Origin of the sequence: Leifsonia naganoensis (assembly GCF_013410615.1) — a bacterium.
In the GTDB taxonomy this organism is placed as follows: Bacteria; Actinomycetota; Actinomycetes; order Actinomycetales; family Microbacteriaceae; genus Leifsonia; species Leifsonia aquatica.
Window position 1 is genome coordinate 1,263,991 of record NZ_JACCHJ010000001.1, and the last position, 15,706, is coordinate 1,279,696.

Here is a 15,706-nt window from a genome sequence, read left to right on the forward strand (position 1 = left end):
AGTGAGCAACCATATATAATTAGGTGACCGAAATCAACTAACAAACTGCACTCACGCAAAATTTCCTCTTATGCATGATTTTCCGCACATCCCTCCGGCAGCGTCGCCGACCCCCGGCCTCCGCGAGCGCAAGAAGGCCCAGACGCGCTCCGACCTGGAGCGCGCCGCCGTCGAACTCGCCCTCGACCACGGCCCCGACGATGTCACCGTCGACGACATCTGCGCCCGCGTCCCCGTGTCGCACCGCACCTTCTTCAACTACTTCGACAGCAAGGAGGACGCCCTCTACGGCATCCGCCGCGCCTGGGGCGATCGAGAGCTCGTCTCCGCCCAGCTCGGCGAGGCCTACGACGGCGACCTCGTCGCGGCGGTGGTGCACACCCTCTTCCGCGGCCTCCCCGCCGAGACCAGCGACCCGTCGCTGCACGAGGCGCGGATGCTCCTCGCCGCCCGCGACCCCGGCGTCGTGCACCGTCGCCTCCGGCGCCTGGGCGATCTGCGCGACGGGCTCATCACGGCCGTCGCCGAACTGATCGAGCGCGCGGAGGAGGCGGGCGCGGCGATCGCCGACCCGGACGTCGACCGAGAGTCCCGCGCCGAGATGCTCGTCGTCGTGTGCATCGGCGCCGTGCGCATCGCCGTCCGCGAGTGGGCGGACGCGGGCGCGACCGACACGGCGGACGAGATCGCCGCGCGCACGGTCGCCATCGCGCGGTCGATGGGGACGGTTCTGTAGCACGGCGCGTCTTGACGGGTCGTTCCAGCCCGTTCAGTTCAGGAGTACGTCGATCGGTGCGGTCGAAATGCGGCCGGCCGCCGCTCGCTCGAGCAGCGGGTCCAGCGTGACCAGCACGTCCGCCTGCAGCGTCGCGACGGCAAGGTACTCGGCCGGCCCCGGATCGTCCCAGCCGAGCTCGACGGCGAGCCGCCAGGCGGTCGCGCGCGACACCCTGTCGCCGAGGAGCCGGATGCGGAGCCCGGCGAGCCGCTCGAGGCGACGGCGACCTTCCCGCTCATCAAGGTCTCCCGCGCGGACGTCCGCGTACAGGAAGCGCAGTGCGTCGGAACGCAGCACGGCCGGCCCCACGAGGGAGGCTCCTGCGGCGAGCGCCGGCACGGGCTCCGCCGATCCGACCAGCCGCAGCGCGACGGCGGCGTCGATCGCGTAGCGCGTCATGCGTCCCAGGCTACGCCGCGCGCTCGAACGGTCAGTGCGTCCGTCGGCGCCGAGTCGAGACGAGCAGCGCGAGGGCGCCGAGCGCCAGCACACCGACAGCGCCGAGTCCCGCCAGGGCGCCGGATCGGCCGTCAGTGCCCGTGACGGCCAGACCACCTGGGGTGGTCTTCCCGGCTTCTGGGGAATCATCCCCCGGCACGGCACCGGGCACGGGGATCGTCCAGGTCACCGTCGCGTCGGCGTCCGCTGTGACGACGATCCCGCCTGGGCCGGTCCCCTCCGCCGTCGCGGTGTTCGTCATCGAGCCGGCGGCGAGGTCGGCTGCGCCGAGCGGCGACCACGCCGTGGCGCTGACGCTCGCCCCCGCCGGAAGCTCACCCGGCGTGCCGTCACCCCACGCGATGGAGAGATCGCGGACACCGTCGAGATGATCGATCAGGGTCACACCCAGCAGATCGGTCGCGCCGGTGTTCGTGATCGTGAAGGTCCACTCCACGGGGTCGCCGGGGTGAGGATCATTCCCGACGCGCCCTGTCTTGTCGAGCGCGATCGCGATCGGATCGAAGCGGTAACCGAAGTCGACCTCGCCGACCGTCTCGCCGACCTCGAGTGCGATGGGCCCCGAGTCGTTGTCGACGTTCCCGTCCCGGTCGAACACGTTCACGATGTGCTCGCGGTCCGCGGCGCCGAGTGTCGTGGGGTCGACGATCGTCCGGTAGCCGCCACCCCGGAGGCCGTCGAACAGATAGTGGCCGTCGGCATCGGTCGTCGCGACGGCGACCGACTCGCCCTGGTCGTCGAGCAGGCTGACCGTAGCGCCGGGAACCGGCCGCCGGTCGGTGAGGAGGCGGGGATCTGGCGATTCGAGCCAGACCGTGCCGCCGATCGTTCCGGCGACGACGTCGATCGTCGCTCGGTTCGACTCGCCGAGGTGACCGCCGACGCCGAGCCAGGTGTCCACGGTGTTCACGAAGCGGTCGCCGTCCTTGGCTCCGTCGATGCGCGCGGAGACCTGGAGCGCGATGTAACCGGTCACCGTGGCGCCGAAGTCCTCGACGACGACGCGCAGCGCGGTGACGCCGGAGATCCCCGCGAGATCCGTACCGTCTGTGTCGACCCACTCGATCCCGCTCTCTGCCTCCCCGGCGGCACGGACCTCGGCACCGGGCGCCGTCGTGTACTGCAGTTGCATCCCGTCGGAGGCTGCGCCCGTCATCTCGGCGCCGGTGACCACGAGGTCCCCCGTGAAGGCGCTCCCCCGCCCGTCGCCGTCGAAGGGCAGCACGTCGATGAAATGCGACCGGCCGGCGCTCGAGCTGGAGGTGTTGTACCACCGCGCCTCCCAGCGCGCGGTGTCCCCGGGCTGCAGGGTGCTGTCGCCGACGACGAGCTTCTGCTCGCTCACGGCGGCGACCTGCTGCACCGAGACCGTGTTCACGCTGGTGCGTGTGGCCTCGGTCTGCAGATTGCCGGTCGCATGAACGGTCGCCGTCGTGACGAACGCCCTCGAGGCAGGTGCCAGGATGTCGGTCACGACATGGTAGGTGAACGTCGGCAGCACGCGGGACGTGTCCCACTCCCCGTCATACGTGTACCGGAGCGTCATCCCGGAGACGGCGTCCCCCACCACGGTGACGCTCCATCCGTCTGGCACGTCGTCGACCTGCACCGAGCGCAGACCGGGCGGTACGGTGACGTCGACCCCGAGGCCCTGCATCGTCGCGACGTACTCGGCGCCGGGAGGGGCGGTCGCGATCGGGGTGACGGCATAGTCGATGGCGCCACCCGACATGATCGAGCTCGCCGACGACGCGACCTCGGTCGACAGTCGGTGGCTGCCGACGGCGATGTACGAGCTTACGGAGAGGCCGGCGCTGTTCTCGTCGTACCGGTTGGTGGCGGTGTCGGCGACCTGCGTGCCGACCGCGCCGACGAGCCGGAAGGGCACGCCGACGGTGAACCACGCGTAGAACGGATCGGCGTCCTTCTTCCAGGTGCCCCCGGTGTACGCGATGCGGATGCCGGAGACGGCCGTGACGCCGCCGGCGGCCTCGATCGTGTCGAACCACGGGTTCGCCTCGGGGTGGGCAGCGTCCCCACCGGAGGTGTACTGCACCGTGTAGCGGGTGGACGAGATCGACGAGGTCGCGAGGTTCTGCCCGACGAAGATGGAGGCGCCGTCGACGATCTGCTGCTCGCCGGGGTTCCAGAAGTCGTACGCGACGAGATTCGTCAGACCGGTCGACAGCTCCGCGACCGTCCCCGCCCGCACCCGCAACCGGGACGCGACCAGCGAGCCCGGGGCGACCTCCCGATCGAGCGCGGTGCCCGTGGTGAGGGCGATGAACTCCGACGACAGCTGGGCCGGGTCGCCCGTGACATCGCCTGTGACGGCTTGATCGGCGAAGAGATAGATCGCTTTGGACGCGTATGCCGGCACGGTGTCGGCGGGGCGGGAGATCGTGCGGGCCACGGTCGTATTCGTCCGGTCGACAGTGATCGGCACCCCGTCCGCGGTCAACCAGTCGCCGACCGGTGCGATCGAGTTGGTCACGGTCAGTGCCGATCCCGAACTGGGAAGGTCCGAGTACCGCACCCACATCCGCACGTCGATCCAGGCCGCGGTCACGGCTCCGAAACCGTCCAGGCTGACGGTGAAGGTCTGGCCGGTCTGCACCAGCTCCGCACTCGCTCCCGGGACGGATGTCGCCGTCACCTCGCCCTGGAACTCCGCCGCCGCGTTCGCGCCGATCACCGTGAAGGAGTCGCCGAGCACCAGCGGCTGCCCGAGCGTCGCAACGGAGGCACCGATCGCGAACTCGCCTTCAGGCTCCCTGACGCTCAGACGGTAGTCGATGTACCGCGCATCGACCGCTCCCGCACCGTCACCGAAGTCGTGTGCTCGCGAGTTCGCCGCGGTCGCGACGTACGACTTCCACAGTTCCACGCGGGGTTCGCTCACCACGGTGATCGCGGGCGCCGTCGTAGTGGTCTCGCCGGCTGCGTCGCGCGCGCTGAGCTGCGCTGCGTAGACCGAGCCGTTCGGGACGTCCGACGAAGGGATGGCGCGGAGCGCCCCGAGTTCGAAGTGCGCGGGGTTCCCCGGTGCGAGCGTCTCGACGACGACCGTGAGGGTCCGTCCGTCGGGGCTGATCGTCCCCGTCACGCGGAAGAAGTCCGTCGAATTGTTCGCCGGGAGCAGGCTCTGCTGATCCCACGTCCAGCCCTCCGGGAGGGTCTGTCGGAGGACTCCGCCGCTGAGGTCCGTCGCGGTGACGTTCCAGGCGAAGCCGACGACGTCGTTCGTCGCGACGATCCCGTTCGACGGGCCGTCGTCCAGCGCTCCGGGGGTCTGACCGTCGTAGAGCACAGCGACCTCGACCGACGCGAACTCGCCCACGGGATCGGACAGGCCAGCATCCACGGCCGCCGCCGGTGTCCCCGCGAGGGCGGCGACGGCGATCAGCGCGGCCATCATTAGGCCCAGCGCACGCCTCCACCAGGACCGACCGATCAGGGGCGCATCTCCGCGCATATCGAAACTCCGCTCACCGCATCACCGCACCCATGGACAGGGCCACCGGAAATGTATCGGGCATATATGCCTCATTGGAGCCTGCTGCACTGGTCTCAGTGTCACGCGACGAAAGTTCCGTGTCGACGGGCGGGTCCTCCGTAGACGGAGCAGTACTTTCAGGATGTAGAGGAGGAGTCACGCGTACCGCTCAGCGGTCGAGCGCGGGCCCGTCGAGCACGACCGCGATCAGCCGCTCGGCCGACGCGTCGTCGGTCTCGACCCGGGCCAGGGCGCGCAGGATGATGGCACCGACGAGGACCTCGCCGAACTCGGACATCGGGACGGTGGGCGCCAACTGGCCCGCCGCCACCGCCGACTCCAGGCGGGCCGAGAGGGCCGAACCCGCTCCGAGCTTGTCGCGGATGCGGCGCGCGACCTCGGCGTTCTCGGCGGCGGCCGCGGCGAACGACCGGATGAGGTTCTCGCCCTCCGAGCGCTGCAGCACGTGGAAGACGTCGTGCAGCCAGGAGACCAGGTCGGCGCGCAGGTCGCCGGTGTCCGGCGGGATGAGCGGCTCGGGCATGAGCACGCCCTCGACCAGGCAGTCGACCACGAGCTCGCTTTTCGAGCCCCACCAGCGATAGATGGTCTGCTTGCCGACACCCGCCTCGGAGGCGACGCCCTCGATCGACATGTGGTCGTAGCCGCGGGTCGCGAAGAGCCGCGCGGTCGCCTCGAGGATGGCGACGCGCGCTTCCTCGCTGCGCGAGCGTCCGCTGCGGCCCGTCATCCTCACATCCTATGTTCATCTTTCGATACGAGACGGTGCGTATCATCGACTGAGTCGGCGCGTGGACGCCACGGGAGAGGATGAGATGGCCGAGTTGCTGTACCGCCTGGGAAAGGGATCCGCCAAGCGGGCCTGGGTCGTCATCGGTGCCTGGATCGTGGTGCTCGCCATCGCGGGCGCCGGGTTCCTCATCGGCTACAAGGGGCTCAGCTCGAGCTTCGACATCCCGGGCACGGCCTCCGGCGCGGTGACCGACGATCTGGCGAAGAAGCTGCCGAAGTTCAGCGGTGCCTCCGGCACCGTCGTGCTCACCACGAAGGACGGCTCGGCCTTCACCGATGCGCAGAAGACCGCCATCGCCGACCGCATCGAGAGCGCCAAGGACCTGCCCGACGTCTCGGGCGTGACCGACCCGTTCTCGACCGAGAAGCAGCGCGCCGACCAGCAGCAGCAGATCACCGACGGCCGGGCGAAGATCACCGCAGCGACCGCGCAGCTCGACGCCGGGCAGACGCAACTCGACGCCGGCACAGCCCAGCTGGATGCGGCCCAGGCGCAGCTCGACGCCGCGAAGCAGCAGCTCGTCGCCGCCGGGCAGCCCACGACCGCCCTCGATGCGCAGCAGGCGCAGCTCGACGCCGGCAGGGCCCAGCTCGCGGAGCAGCAGCAGAAGCTCACCGACGGCCGCACCGAGCTGACGACGCAGACCGCGAAGCTCGACCAGGGTGCCGAACTCCTCAGCCTCGCGAAGGACATCCGCCTCGTCTCCTCCGACGGCTCCGCCGCGCTCGTGAGCGTCGCGTTCGACAAGCCGCGCCTCGAGCTCTCGGAGGAGTCGAAGAACGCCGTCATCGACCACTTCGAGAAGGACCCGGTCGAGGGCGTCACCGCCGACTTCTCCACCGAGCTCGCCCAGGGCGTGCCCGAGGTGCTCGGCGTCGGCGAGCTGATCGGCGTGATCATCGCCGCCATCGTGCTGCTCGTGATGCTGGGCTCGGTCATCGCCGCCGCGCTCCCGCTCGTCACCGCCATCCTCGGCGTCGCCATCTCCGCGGTCGGCACCCTCGCCTTCTCCGGCGTGGTGCAGATGGCCTCCGTCACCCCCGTGCTCGGCGTGATGCTGGGCTTGGCCGTCGGCATCGACTACGCGCTCTTCATCATCAACCGGCACCGCAAGCAGCTCCTCCAGGGCGCGGAGGTGCGGGAGTCGATCGGCCTCGCCACCGGGACGGCCGGCAACGCGGTCGTCTTCGCCGGCGCGACCGTCGTCATCGCCCTCCTGGCGCTCAACGTCACCGGCATCCCGTTCCTCGGCCTGATGGGAACCGCCGGCGCGATCGCCGTGGCCGTCTCCGTGCTGATCGCGATCACGCTGACGCCCGCCCTCCTCGGCCTGGTCGGGATGCGCGTGCTCACCAAGAAGGCCCGCGCCCGCGCCGCCGCCCATGAACGCCGCGCTCAGAAGCCGGTGCGCCCGATGAAGACGTGGCGCGCCGTGGTGACCGTCGTCGCCACCATCGTCGGCCTTCTCGTCATCGCCGCGCCCATCCTCACGATGCGCGTCGGGCTCCCGGACGGCGCCCAGGAGCCCGCCGGCTCCACCACCGCCCGCGCGTACCAGGTGATCGAGGACTCCTTCGGCGCCGGCGCCAACGGCACGCTGCTCGTCTCGGCCACGCTGCCCGCCGGCCTCGACGACGACCAGGTCACCGCGACGCAGCTGACGATCGCGAAGAAGCTCGCCGACCAGTCCGACGTCGCCGCCGTCGCCCCGATCGCCGTCTCGGACGACCACCGGCTCACCGCGTTCCAGGTGGTGCCGAAGGAGGGGCCGAGCAGCGCCTCCACCGAGCAGCTCGTGCGCGACCTGCCCGCGGTCGGCGACGGCATCACGCTCGGCGTCGCCGGGCAGGCGGCCAGCAACATCGACATCTCCGAGAAGATCGTCGGCATCCTTCCGCTCTACCTCGCGGTCGTCGTCGGACTGTCGCTGATCATCATGATCGTGGTGTTCCGGTCCTTCGTGGTGCCGCTGATCGCGACGGGAGGCTTCGTGCTCTCCCTGTTCGCGACCTACGGCGCGATCGTGGCCGTCTTCCAGTGGGGCTGGTTCGGCGCGCTGTTCGGCATCCACACCACCGGACCCATCCTGAGCTTCCTGCCGGTCATCCTCGTTGGCATCCTGTTCGGGCTGGCGATGGACTACCAGCTCTTCCTCTCGACCGGGATGCGGGAGGCGTACGTGCACGGCTCCCCCGCGCGCCTGGCCGTGGCACAGGGCTTCCGCGCCGGCCGCTCGGTCGTGATCGCGGCGGGCATCATCATGGTGTCGGTCTTCGGCGGGTTCATCTTCTCGGACTCGACGATCATCCGGTCGCTCGGCTTCGGCCTCGCCTTCGGCGTGCTGCTCGACGCGTTCGTGGTCCGCATGCTGCTCATGCCGGCTCTGATGCACCTCGTCGGGCGCGGCGCCTGGTGGCTGCCCCGCTGGCTCGACCGCATCCTCCCGAACGTGGATGTGGAGGGCGCGAACCTCGAGCGCCGGCACCACGTCGACGGCGCCCCGGTGGACGCGGCGGCGGCGCCCGCGACGGACGCGGAGCCCCTCCCGACGCGCTAGCCGTCATCACATTCGTCACGAATGTCGCCTTCGGGCGTCGCTTTCACGACATTCGTGACGAATGTGAGGCTGCGCACCATCGGCGAGAATGGGGTGTGCACAATCTCGGACTCCTCTTCGACGTCGACGGCCCGCTCGCCAGTCCCGTCACCCGCACCATCAACGTGCGCAGCATCGTCACCGACCTCGTCGCGATCGCGGCGGCCGGGGTGCCGATCGCGTTCATCACGGGGCGCTCCGGCGACTTCATCCGCCACCAGGTCGTCGCGCCGCTCCTCGACGCTGGGCTGGGGGATGCGCTCGAGCAGCAGGGTGCCCGGATGTTCGGCGTCTTCGAGAAGGGCGGCGCCTGGGCGCCGATCACGGCCGACGGGATGGGTGACGTGACGGTCGACGAGTCGGTCGCGTTCTCGACGGAGGCGGTCGACGGCATCCGCTCTCTCGTGCGGGAACGGTTCGCGGACACGATGTTCTTCGACGAGACGAAGCGCGCGATGATCTCGGTCGAGCAGCGCACCGACGTGGAGTCGGACGTCTACAAGGAGGCGCAGCCCCGGTTCGAGGATGCGGCGTACGAGCTCCTGACCGCGCTCGGGATCGGCCTGCGCTACGGCGAGCGCTCGACGCCCGACGCCGCCGGCGAGGTGCCGTTCCGAATCGACCCGACGATCATCTCGACGGACATCGAGTCGGTGCTGCTCGACAAGGACCGCGGTGCGCAGCGCGCCTTCGAGTACTTCGCCGAGCGCGGTCCGCTCCCCCGCCGCTGGCGCTCGGTCGGCGACTCCCGCAGCGACTACAAGATGGCCGACTATGTGCACGACGCCGGCTTCGATGTCGCGCACGTGGATGTGCGCCCGGCCGACGGCATCCTGGATCGCCCGTACGAGGTGATCACGATCGGCGACGCCATCCACGACGACGCCGGCGCCGAGTTCCTGGCGCACTGGCGCCGCGAGCTCGGGCTGGAGTAGCGTCCGGCGGTTCTAGAGCCGCCGCTTCATCGTGAGGACGCACGTCGCGGCATCCGCTGTCGGCGTGATGCCGGTCACGTCGAGCGGGCCCTCGACCCGCGCCACGACGCTGCACACCACCTTCCGGTCGACCGTGCAGAGGGAGTCGGCGAGCTCGGAGCGCAGGTCGCCGAAGGGACAGGTCAGCCGGATCTCGAGGGCGGGCCGGTCGACGCGAGGCTCGAAGCCGCAGCGGTCGAGGTAGTCCTCGAGCACATCGAGCTGCGCGTCTGCCGCGGTGTCGGTGTCGGTGCCGGCCTCCGCTGAGACGGGGTACGCCTGGCGGTACGCGCGGCCCAGGGCGATCGCGTCGTCGGTCTGGGTTCGTGCGCGTTCGCTCGCCCCGTCGAGCCCGTTGGCGGCCGAGTACAGCACCTGCGGACGGCCGCGCACGGTGCGGTGCTCGGTCGTGCGGACGACCAAGCCGTCGTCGATCAGGCGTTCCAGGTGCTCGCGGACGGTGTTGTGATGGAGGTCGACATCCTCCGCCAGGCGCGGCGCGGTCTGCGGGCTCTCCTGCTGGAGGCGTGCGAGGAGCCGGATGCGCGGCGATGACACCAACGTTCGCCGGAGGCCGGTCGACTGCCGCTGCGCCACGTGCTCTTCTCCGCTCCCCGGCCCGGACGGGGCGGCTTTTCTACACATCGTAGAAGGGCTCGGGGCCTGCCACAACGTATGTATTATTTCCGGCATTCCGCCCGGCGGCACGTCTCCCCCGGCCACCACGATCGAGGGATGACCGCGACCATCACGGACCCTCCGCAGCAGCGAGCGCTCACCCGCCCGACCCGCAAGGGCAACATCGTGGTGAGCTGGATCACCTCCACGGACCACAAGACCATCGGCTACATGTACATGGTCGCATCCGGTGTGTTCTTCGCCATCGGCGGGATCATGGCGCTCCTCATCCGCGCGCAGCTGATGGAGCCGGGCCTGCACATCCTGTCGGGCGAGCAGTACAACCAGATGTTCACGATGCACGGCACGATCATGCTGCTGCTCTACGCGATGCCGTTCTTCACCGGCGCGGCCAACGTCATCATCCCGCTGCAGCTCGGGGCGCCCGACGTGGCGTTCCCGCGGCTGAACGCGTTCTCGTTCTGGTGCTTCCTGTTCGGCGGCCTCATCGCCGCGGGCGGCCTGCTCACCCCGCAGGGCGCCGCGGACTTCGGCTGGTTCGCCTACCAGCCGCTCGCCTCGACGACCTTCTCGCCGGGACTCGGGAACACCCTCTGGTTCGCCGGCGCGGTCCTGCTCGGCTTCGCGACGATCTTCTCGTCGGTCAACTTCATCACCACGATCATGACCATGCGCGCGCCGGGCATGACGATGTTCCGGATGTCGATCTTCACCTGGAACACGCTCATCACGTCGATCCTGGCGCTTATGGCGTTCCCGGTGCTCGCCGCGGCCCTCGTCGCCGCCATGGCGGACCGCGTCTTCGGCGCCCACATCTTCGACGCGGCGAATGGAGGCGCTCTGCTCTGGCAGCACCTCTTCTGGTTCTGGGGCCATCCCGAGGTCTACGTGATCGTGCTGCCCTTCTTCGGGATCATCTCGGAGGTCCTCCCGGTCTTCAGCCGCAAGCCGATCTTCGGGTACAAGACCCTCGTCTACGCCACCGTCGCGATCGCCGCCCTGTCTATCACTGTGTGGGCGCACCACATGTACGTGACCGGGAGCGTGCTCCTGCCCTGGTTCTCGCTGATGACGATGCTCATCGCGGTGCCGACGGGCGTGAAGATCTTCAACTGGGTCGGCACGATGTGGCGGGGTTCGCTGACGTTCGAATCGCCCATGCTCTTCGCCATCGGGTTCCTGATCAACTTCACGTTCGGCGGCCTGACCGGTGTCATCCTCGCCTCGCCGCCCCTCGACTTCCACGTGTCCGACACGTACTTCGTCGTCGCCCACTTCCACTACGTCCTGATCGGCGCGGTCATCTTCGCGACCTTCTCGGGCCTCTACTACTGGTGGCCCAAGTGGACGGGGCGGATGCTCAACGAGACGCTCGCCACGTGGAACTTCTGGCTGCTGTTCATCGGCTTCCACATGACTTTCCTCATCCAGCACTGGCTCGGCGTCATCGGGATGCCGCGTCGATACGCCACGTACCTGCCGCAGGACGGCTTCACCTGGATGAACCAGCTCTCGACGCTTGGCTCCGCGGTGATGGCGGCGTCGATGATCCCGCTGCTGGTCAACATCTACCTGACCTGGCGTCGCGCGCCGAAGGTCACCGTGGACGACCCGTGGGGCACCGGCCGATCGCTCGAGTGGGCGACGAGCTGCCCGCCGCCGCGGCACAACTTCACGTCGATCCCGCGCATCCGTTCGGAGTCGCCCGCTTTCGACCTGCACCACGGCACCGGCGCTCAGCTCGCGCCGCTGACCGCCGGGGCGCCGGAGCCGCTCACCGCCGAGGAGTCGGAGCCGGCGCGATGAGCAGCGCGACGGCGATGACGGTCGAGGAGGCCGCGCGCATCCGCCAGCAGGCGCGGCGCGGGGTGCTCGACCTCGGCCTCCCCGGCACCGGCGAGATCGTGCGGGATGCGGAGCGCACCTGCGCGCGGGCCGAGCTGTGGGGCTCCACCCGGGATGCGCGCCGGCACTCCGCCGCCGGCGCCGCGGCGATCGCAGCCGCCACCATGCTCGTCGTGGGCATCTGCATGCTTCCGTGGCCGGCGTGAACCGATGACCACCGCCTCCCGCCTCGACCCGCGGCCGCGCCTGCTCGCGATCTGGCTGATCGTCGCGGGCGCGATCGGCCTGGCCGCCGCCTTCCTCCTGACGATCGACAAGCTGGACATGCTGCGCGACCCGAACGCGCAGCTCACCTGCAGCTTCAACGTCCTGATCGGCTGCGCGACGAACCTCGCCTCGTGGCAGGGCTCGCTGCTCGGGTTCCCGAACCCGCTGCTCGGACTGATCGGCTGGACGGCGACGATCGCCGCGGGCGTCGCCGTGCTGGCGAGCCGCGGCGGCCTGGCCCGCTGGTTCTGGATCGCCCTCAACGCGGGCGTCGTGCTCGCGCTGGCGCTGGTGGTGTTCCTCATCACCGCATCGCTGACCGTGCTGCACATCCTCTGCCCCTGGTGCATGGTCACGTGGGCGGTCACCATCCCGACCTTCTGGGGCGTGACGCTGTACAACCTGAAGTCGGGCACCATCCCCGTCCCCGAACGAGCGCGCCGCCTGTTCGCCACGCTCTACGGCTGGGTCCCCGTGCTCACGGTCGCGAGCTACGCGGTGGTCGCCGTGCTCGCGCAGATCCAGCTCGACTGGATCCACCGCGCGTTCGCCTGACGCGCGCGCCCGCCCGACGTCTTAGGCTGGCGGAGGATCGCCCGCGACGAAGCGGCGACCGGAGGAGGCAGCATGACCGCCGCGTTCGTCTACGACGCCGTGCGCACGCCGTTCGGCCGCTACGGCAAGGCCCTCGCCGGGGTCCGCCCGGACGACCTGGCCGCCTCCACGCTGCGTGCCCTCGTCGACCGGCATCCCGGCCTCGACCCGGCGACCATCGACGACGTGCTCCTCGGCGACGCCAACCAGGCGGGCGAGGACAACCGCAACGTGGCCAGGATGGCCGTGCTGCTCGCGGGCCTCCCGGTCACGGTTCCGGGAGCCACGGTGAACCGGCTGTGCGGGTCGGGTGTCGAGGCGGTCGTGCAGGCGAGCCGCGCCGTGGAGACCGGGGACGCCTCCCTCGTCGTCGCGGGCGGCGTCGAGTCCATGACCCGCGCACCCTGGGTGCTCCCCAAGACCGACCGGCCGTATCCCGCGGCCGACCAGGCGCTGGTCTCCACGACGCTCGGCTGGCGACTCGTGAACCCGGCGATGCCGCCCGCGTGGACCGTGCCCCTCGGTGAGACGGCCGAGCTGCTCGCCGATCGGTTCGGCATCCCGCGCGAGGAGCAGGATGCGTTCGCACTGGAGTCGCATCGGCGAGCGGCCGCGGCGTGGGACGCCGGCGCATACGATGGCGAGGCCGTGCCCGTGCCGGGCGTCGCGCTCGATCGCGACGAGAGCATCCGACCCGACACGACGGCGGAGGCGTTGGCCGGTCTGGCGCCGGCGTTCCGGCGCGAGGGCGGCACGGTGACGGCGGGCAACTCCTCCCCGCTCAACGACGGGGCGGGGATGCTGCTCCTCGGCGCCGAGGGCGCGCTCGACACCGCCCCGCTGGCACGCATCGTCGCCCGCACGGTCGTCGGCAACGAGCCCGACGCTTTCGGGATCGCGCCGGTCGCAGCGGTCGAACGCGCCCTCGCCCGCAGTGGCCTGACCTGGGACGACGTGGACCTGGTGGAGCTGAACGAGGCGTTCGCCGCACAGTCCCTCGCCTGTCTGCGGCTCTGGCCAGGACTCGACCCGGCGAAGGTCAACGTGCATGGCGGCGCGATCGCCATCGGGCATCCGCTCGGCGCCTCCGGAGCGCGGATCGTCGGGCACCTGGCGCACGCCCTGGCGGCGCGCGGCGGCGGGATCGGCGTCGCCGCCATCTGCATCGGCGTCGGCCAGGGCATGGCGGTGGTCCTGCAGGCCTGACCATGGCCGGGTGTTGACAGTTTGAATTCTAATGATTAGAGTTCTAACTATGACATCGAGAACCGAGCGGCTGGCCGACCTCCTGCGCACGATCCTGTTCGCGCAGCGGGCCGCCGGAGAGGAGTGGATCCGCCAGAGCGGACTCACCCGCTCACAGTCGTTCACCCTCGCCTACCTCGACGAGAACCAGGACCGCGGAGTGATCGCCCGCGAACTGGCCGAGATGTCCGGTACCACGCCGGCCAGCGTCACCAGCCTCCTGCAGGGGCTGGAGGAGCGCGGCTACATCACGCGCGAGCCGTCCCCGACGGACTCCCGCGTGAAGCTCATCCGCGCCACTGCGGAGGGCTCCCGGGTCGTCTCCGGATTCGACGACGTCATGACCGCGGCGCAGGAGCGCATCTTCGCGGTGCTCGACGACGCCGACCAGGACGCCCTCATCGCCCTGCTCCAGCCGCTCGCCGACTCCATCGTCGAAGCGGGCGACGCCCCGCCGCCCGGCACCACCGAGCGCAGCCGCCGCCGCTAGCCGGCATCCGCCGCGCGCCGGCACCCGCCCTCGCGCCGGCATCCCCCTGATCACCAGGCTTCCCAGCCGTTCACCGGAACGGAGACATCGTCATGTCCTCATCCAACCGCCTCACCCTTTCATCGGCCCCCATCTGGCGGGCTCTCGTGCACCTCTGCGTGCCCATGATCGCCGGCTTCTCGGTCGGCGCCGTCTACAACATCATCAACGCCGGCTTCGTCGGCGCCCTCCACTCCACCCCGCTGCTCGCCGCGCTGACGTTCTCCCTCCCGGTCTTCGCGTTGGTGATGGCGGTCGGCGGCGTCTTCGGGGTCGGCGGCGGCACGTTCGTCTCGCGCCTCCTCGGATCGCAGGAGGAGCCCGGCGCCGACGTGGAGGCTGCGGCCACACGCATCAAGCAGGTCTCGTCGTTCACCTTCTGGGGGGCGATCGCCGGCGGCGTCGTCATCGGCGTGCTCGGCGTGATCTTCGCGACGCCGATCGCGATGGCCGTCGGAGCGTCGGGCGCCTCGCTCGCGCCGACCGCGCTCTACATCGGCGCGATGTTCGCCTTCGCCCCGATCTACGTCTCCGCCTTCGCGCTGGAGCAGCTGGTGCGGGCGGAGGGTGCCGCTGTCGCATCCATGACCGGACTCATCGCCTCGACCATCGCGAACCTGCTCTTCGACGTCGTCTTCATCCTCGGCCTCGGCTGGGGTGTGCTCGGCGCCGGCATCGCGCTCGGCCTCTCGAACGTCGTGACGGTCGCCTACTACGTGTGGTGGCTCTCCCGCCGCAGCGAATCCGTCTCCCTCGCGCCGCGCTTCTTCCGCGCCGACCGCGAGATGCTCACCACGGTGTTCGGCGTCGGCGCCTCCGAGCTGCTGATGTCGTCGTTCCTCATCGTCACGACGCTGGTCATGAACTGGATCGCGATCGCCTACGGCGCCTCCCTGCTCGCCGCGATGGGTGTCGCACTGCGCATCGCCCAGCTGCCCGAGATGATCTGCATGGGCGTCTTCATGGGCGCCATCCCACTGTTCGCCTACGCGTTCGGCGCCCGCAACGGCGCCCGGCTGCGCAAGGCCATCACCGGCAGCGCCGTCGCGATCGCCGGGATCGTGCTCGTCTTCTCCACGATCGTCTTCCTCTTCCGCGACCAGGTGTTCGCGCTCTTCAGCGCCGACCCGTCGGTCATCGAGGACGGCACGCTCATCCTCACCGCCATGCTGGTCTCGACCCTGTTCAACGGCTTCACCGGCCTGATCATCGCGGTCTTCCAGGCCACCGAGCAGATGCGCAACGCGACGATCATGTCGGTCGCGCAGGGCATCCTGTTCATCCCGGTGGTGCTCATCGGCAACGCGGTGTTCGGGATCACCGGCCTCATCTGGGCGATGACGGTCACCGAGCTGCTGGTACTGGTCCTCGGCGCCACCCTGTTCGCCGCGTCGCGGAAGGCGCTGGTCGCCACTCCCGAGCAGGCGGAGGCCGCGCTGGCCGCCGCCGAGGAGGCCGTGGCGGCCTGAG

The 15,706-nt window shown here is 70.1% G+C and carries 13 protein-coding genes; 9 read left to right on the top strand and 4 right to left on the bottom strand.

Annotation, left to right across the window (positions count from 1 at the left end):
* Positions 1-70: 70 nt before the first annotated feature.
* Positions 71-736, top strand: coding sequence for a TetR/AcrR family transcriptional regulator (locus HNR14_RS06045; protein WP_179700309.1), 666 nt, complete (start codon positions 71-73; stop codon positions 734-736).
* 33 nt (positions 737-769) lie between these two features.
* Here HNR14_RS06045 and HNR14_RS06050 read toward each other — a convergent pair whose 3' ends face one another.
* From HNR14_RS06050 to HNR14_RS06060, 3 genes are all read right to left on the bottom strand, one after another.
* A complete protein-coding gene (locus tag HNR14_RS06050) occupies positions 770-1,177 on the bottom strand; it encodes a hypothetical protein (RefSeq protein WP_179700310.1) in 408 nt (135 codons plus the stop codon).
* 31 nt (positions 1,178-1,208) lie between these two features.
* A complete protein-coding gene (locus HNR14_RS06055; RefSeq protein WP_179700311.1) occupies positions 1,209-4,655 on the bottom strand; it encodes a DUF7507 domain-containing protein in 3,447 nt (1,148 codons plus the stop codon).
* Between the two features lie 247 nt (positions 4,656-4,902).
* A complete protein-coding gene (locus HNR14_RS06060) occupies positions 4,903-5,484 on the bottom strand; it encodes a TetR/AcrR family transcriptional regulator (protein WP_179700312.1) in 582 nt (193 codons plus the stop codon).
* 85 nt (positions 5,485-5,569) lie between these two features.
* On the opposite strand from HNR14_RS06060, the gene HNR14_RS06065 reads away from it, so the two are divergent.
* Positions 5,570-8,104 carry an MMPL family transporter gene (locus HNR14_RS06065; protein WP_179700313.1) on the top strand — a complete coding sequence of 845 codons (2,535 nt, stop codon included), beginning with the start codon at positions 5,570-5,572 and terminating at the stop codon, positions 8,102-8,104.
* A gap of 95 nt (positions 8,105-8,199) precedes the next feature.
* On the top strand, positions 8,200-9,078 hold the full coding sequence (locus HNR14_RS06070) for a hypothetical protein (protein WP_179700314.1): 879 nt from the start codon (positions 8,200-8,202) through the stop codon (positions 9,076-9,078).
* 12 nt (positions 9,079-9,090) lie between these two features.
* Here the strand turns inward: HNR14_RS06070 and HNR14_RS06075 are convergent, their stop codons facing one another.
* Positions 9,091-9,714: a helix-turn-helix domain-containing protein gene (locus HNR14_RS06075; protein ID WP_179700315.1), complete on the bottom strand. Its 624-nt coding sequence runs from the start codon at positions 9,712-9,714 to the stop codon at positions 9,091-9,093.
* A 138-nt stretch (positions 9,715-9,852) separates the two neighbouring features.
* On the opposite strand from HNR14_RS06075, the gene ctaD reads away from it, so the two are divergent.
* The 6 genes from ctaD (at position 9,853) to HNR14_RS06105 (ending at position 15,705) form a co-directional block, all read left to right on the top strand.
* Positions 9,853-11,562 carry an aa3-type cytochrome oxidase subunit I gene (gene ctaD, locus HNR14_RS06080; protein ID WP_179700316.1) on the top strand — a complete coding sequence of 570 codons (1,710 nt, stop codon included), beginning with the start codon at positions 9,853-9,855 and terminating at the stop codon, positions 11,560-11,562.
* The gene (locus HNR14_RS06085) at positions 11,559-11,807 is read left to right on the top strand and encodes a hypothetical protein (RefSeq protein WP_179700317.1); all 249 of its coding nucleotides are present in this window, start codon (positions 11,559-11,561) and stop codon (positions 11,805-11,807) included. The genes ctaD and HNR14_RS06085 overlap by 4 nt, the downstream gene beginning before the upstream one ends.
* 4 nt (positions 11,808-11,811) lie before the next feature.
* On the top strand, positions 11,812-12,423 hold the full coding sequence (locus tag HNR14_RS06090; RefSeq protein ID WP_179700318.1) for a vitamin K epoxide reductase family protein: 612 nt from the start codon (positions 11,812-11,814) through the stop codon (positions 12,421-12,423).
* Between the two features lie 72 nt (positions 12,424-12,495).
* On the top strand, positions 12,496-13,668 hold the full coding sequence (locus HNR14_RS06095; RefSeq protein WP_179700319.1) for a thiolase family protein: 1,173 nt from the start codon (positions 12,496-12,498) through the stop codon (positions 13,666-13,668).
* 49 nt (positions 13,669-13,717) lie between these two features.
* Positions 13,718-14,197, top strand: coding sequence for a MarR family winged helix-turn-helix transcriptional regulator (locus HNR14_RS06100; RefSeq protein ID WP_021761224.1), 480 nt, complete (start codon positions 13,718-13,720; stop codon positions 14,195-14,197).
* A 92-nt stretch (positions 14,198-14,289) separates the two neighbouring features.
* The gene (locus HNR14_RS06105; RefSeq protein WP_179700320.1) at positions 14,290-15,705 is read left to right on the top strand and encodes an MATE family efflux transporter; all 1,416 of its coding nucleotides are present in this window, start codon (positions 14,290-14,292) and stop codon (positions 15,703-15,705) included.
* Position 15,706 lies beyond the last annotated feature (1 nt).

Bases quoted from the DNA above. Each gene is read 5' to 3' on its own strand.
- HNR14_RS06065 (WP_179700313.1), top strand. From the start codon at position 5,570: ATGGCCGAGTTGCTGTACCGCCTGGGAAAGGGATCCGCCAAGCGGGCC.
- HNR14_RS06045 (WP_179700309.1), top strand. From the start codon at position 71: ATGCATGATTTTCCGCACATCCCTCCGGCAGCGTCGCCGACCCCCGGC.
- HNR14_RS06050 (WP_179700310.1), bottom strand. From the start codon at position 1,177: ATGACGCGCTACGCGATCGACGCCGCCGTCGCGCTGCGGCTGGTCGGA.
- HNR14_RS06060 (WP_179700312.1), bottom strand. From the start codon at position 5,484: ATGACGGGCCGCAGCGGACGCTCGCGCAGCGAGGAAGCGCGCGTCGCC.
- HNR14_RS06055 (WP_179700311.1), bottom strand. From the start codon at position 4,655: ATGATGGCCGCGCTGATCGCCGTCGCCGCCCTCGCGGGGACACCGGCG.
- HNR14_RS06085 (WP_179700317.1), top strand. From the start codon at position 11,559: ATGAGCAGCGCGACGGCGATGACGGTCGAGGAGGCCGCGCGCATCCGC.
- ctaD (WP_179700316.1), top strand. From the start codon at position 9,853: ATGACCGCGACCATCACGGACCCTCCGCAGCAGCGAGCGCTCACCCGC.
- HNR14_RS06095 (WP_179700319.1), top strand. From the start codon at position 12,496: ATGACCGCCGCGTTCGTCTACGACGCCGTGCGCACGCCGTTCGGCCGC.
- HNR14_RS06090 (WP_179700318.1), top strand. From the start codon at position 11,812: ATGACCACCGCCTCCCGCCTCGACCCGCGGCCGCGCCTGCTCGCGATC.
- HNR14_RS06105 (WP_179700320.1), top strand. From the start codon at position 14,290: ATGTCCTCATCCAACCGCCTCACCCTTTCATCGGCCCCCATCTGGCGG.
- HNR14_RS06100 (WP_021761224.1), top strand. From the start codon at position 13,718: ATGACATCGAGAACCGAGCGGCTGGCCGACCTCCTGCGCACGATCCTG.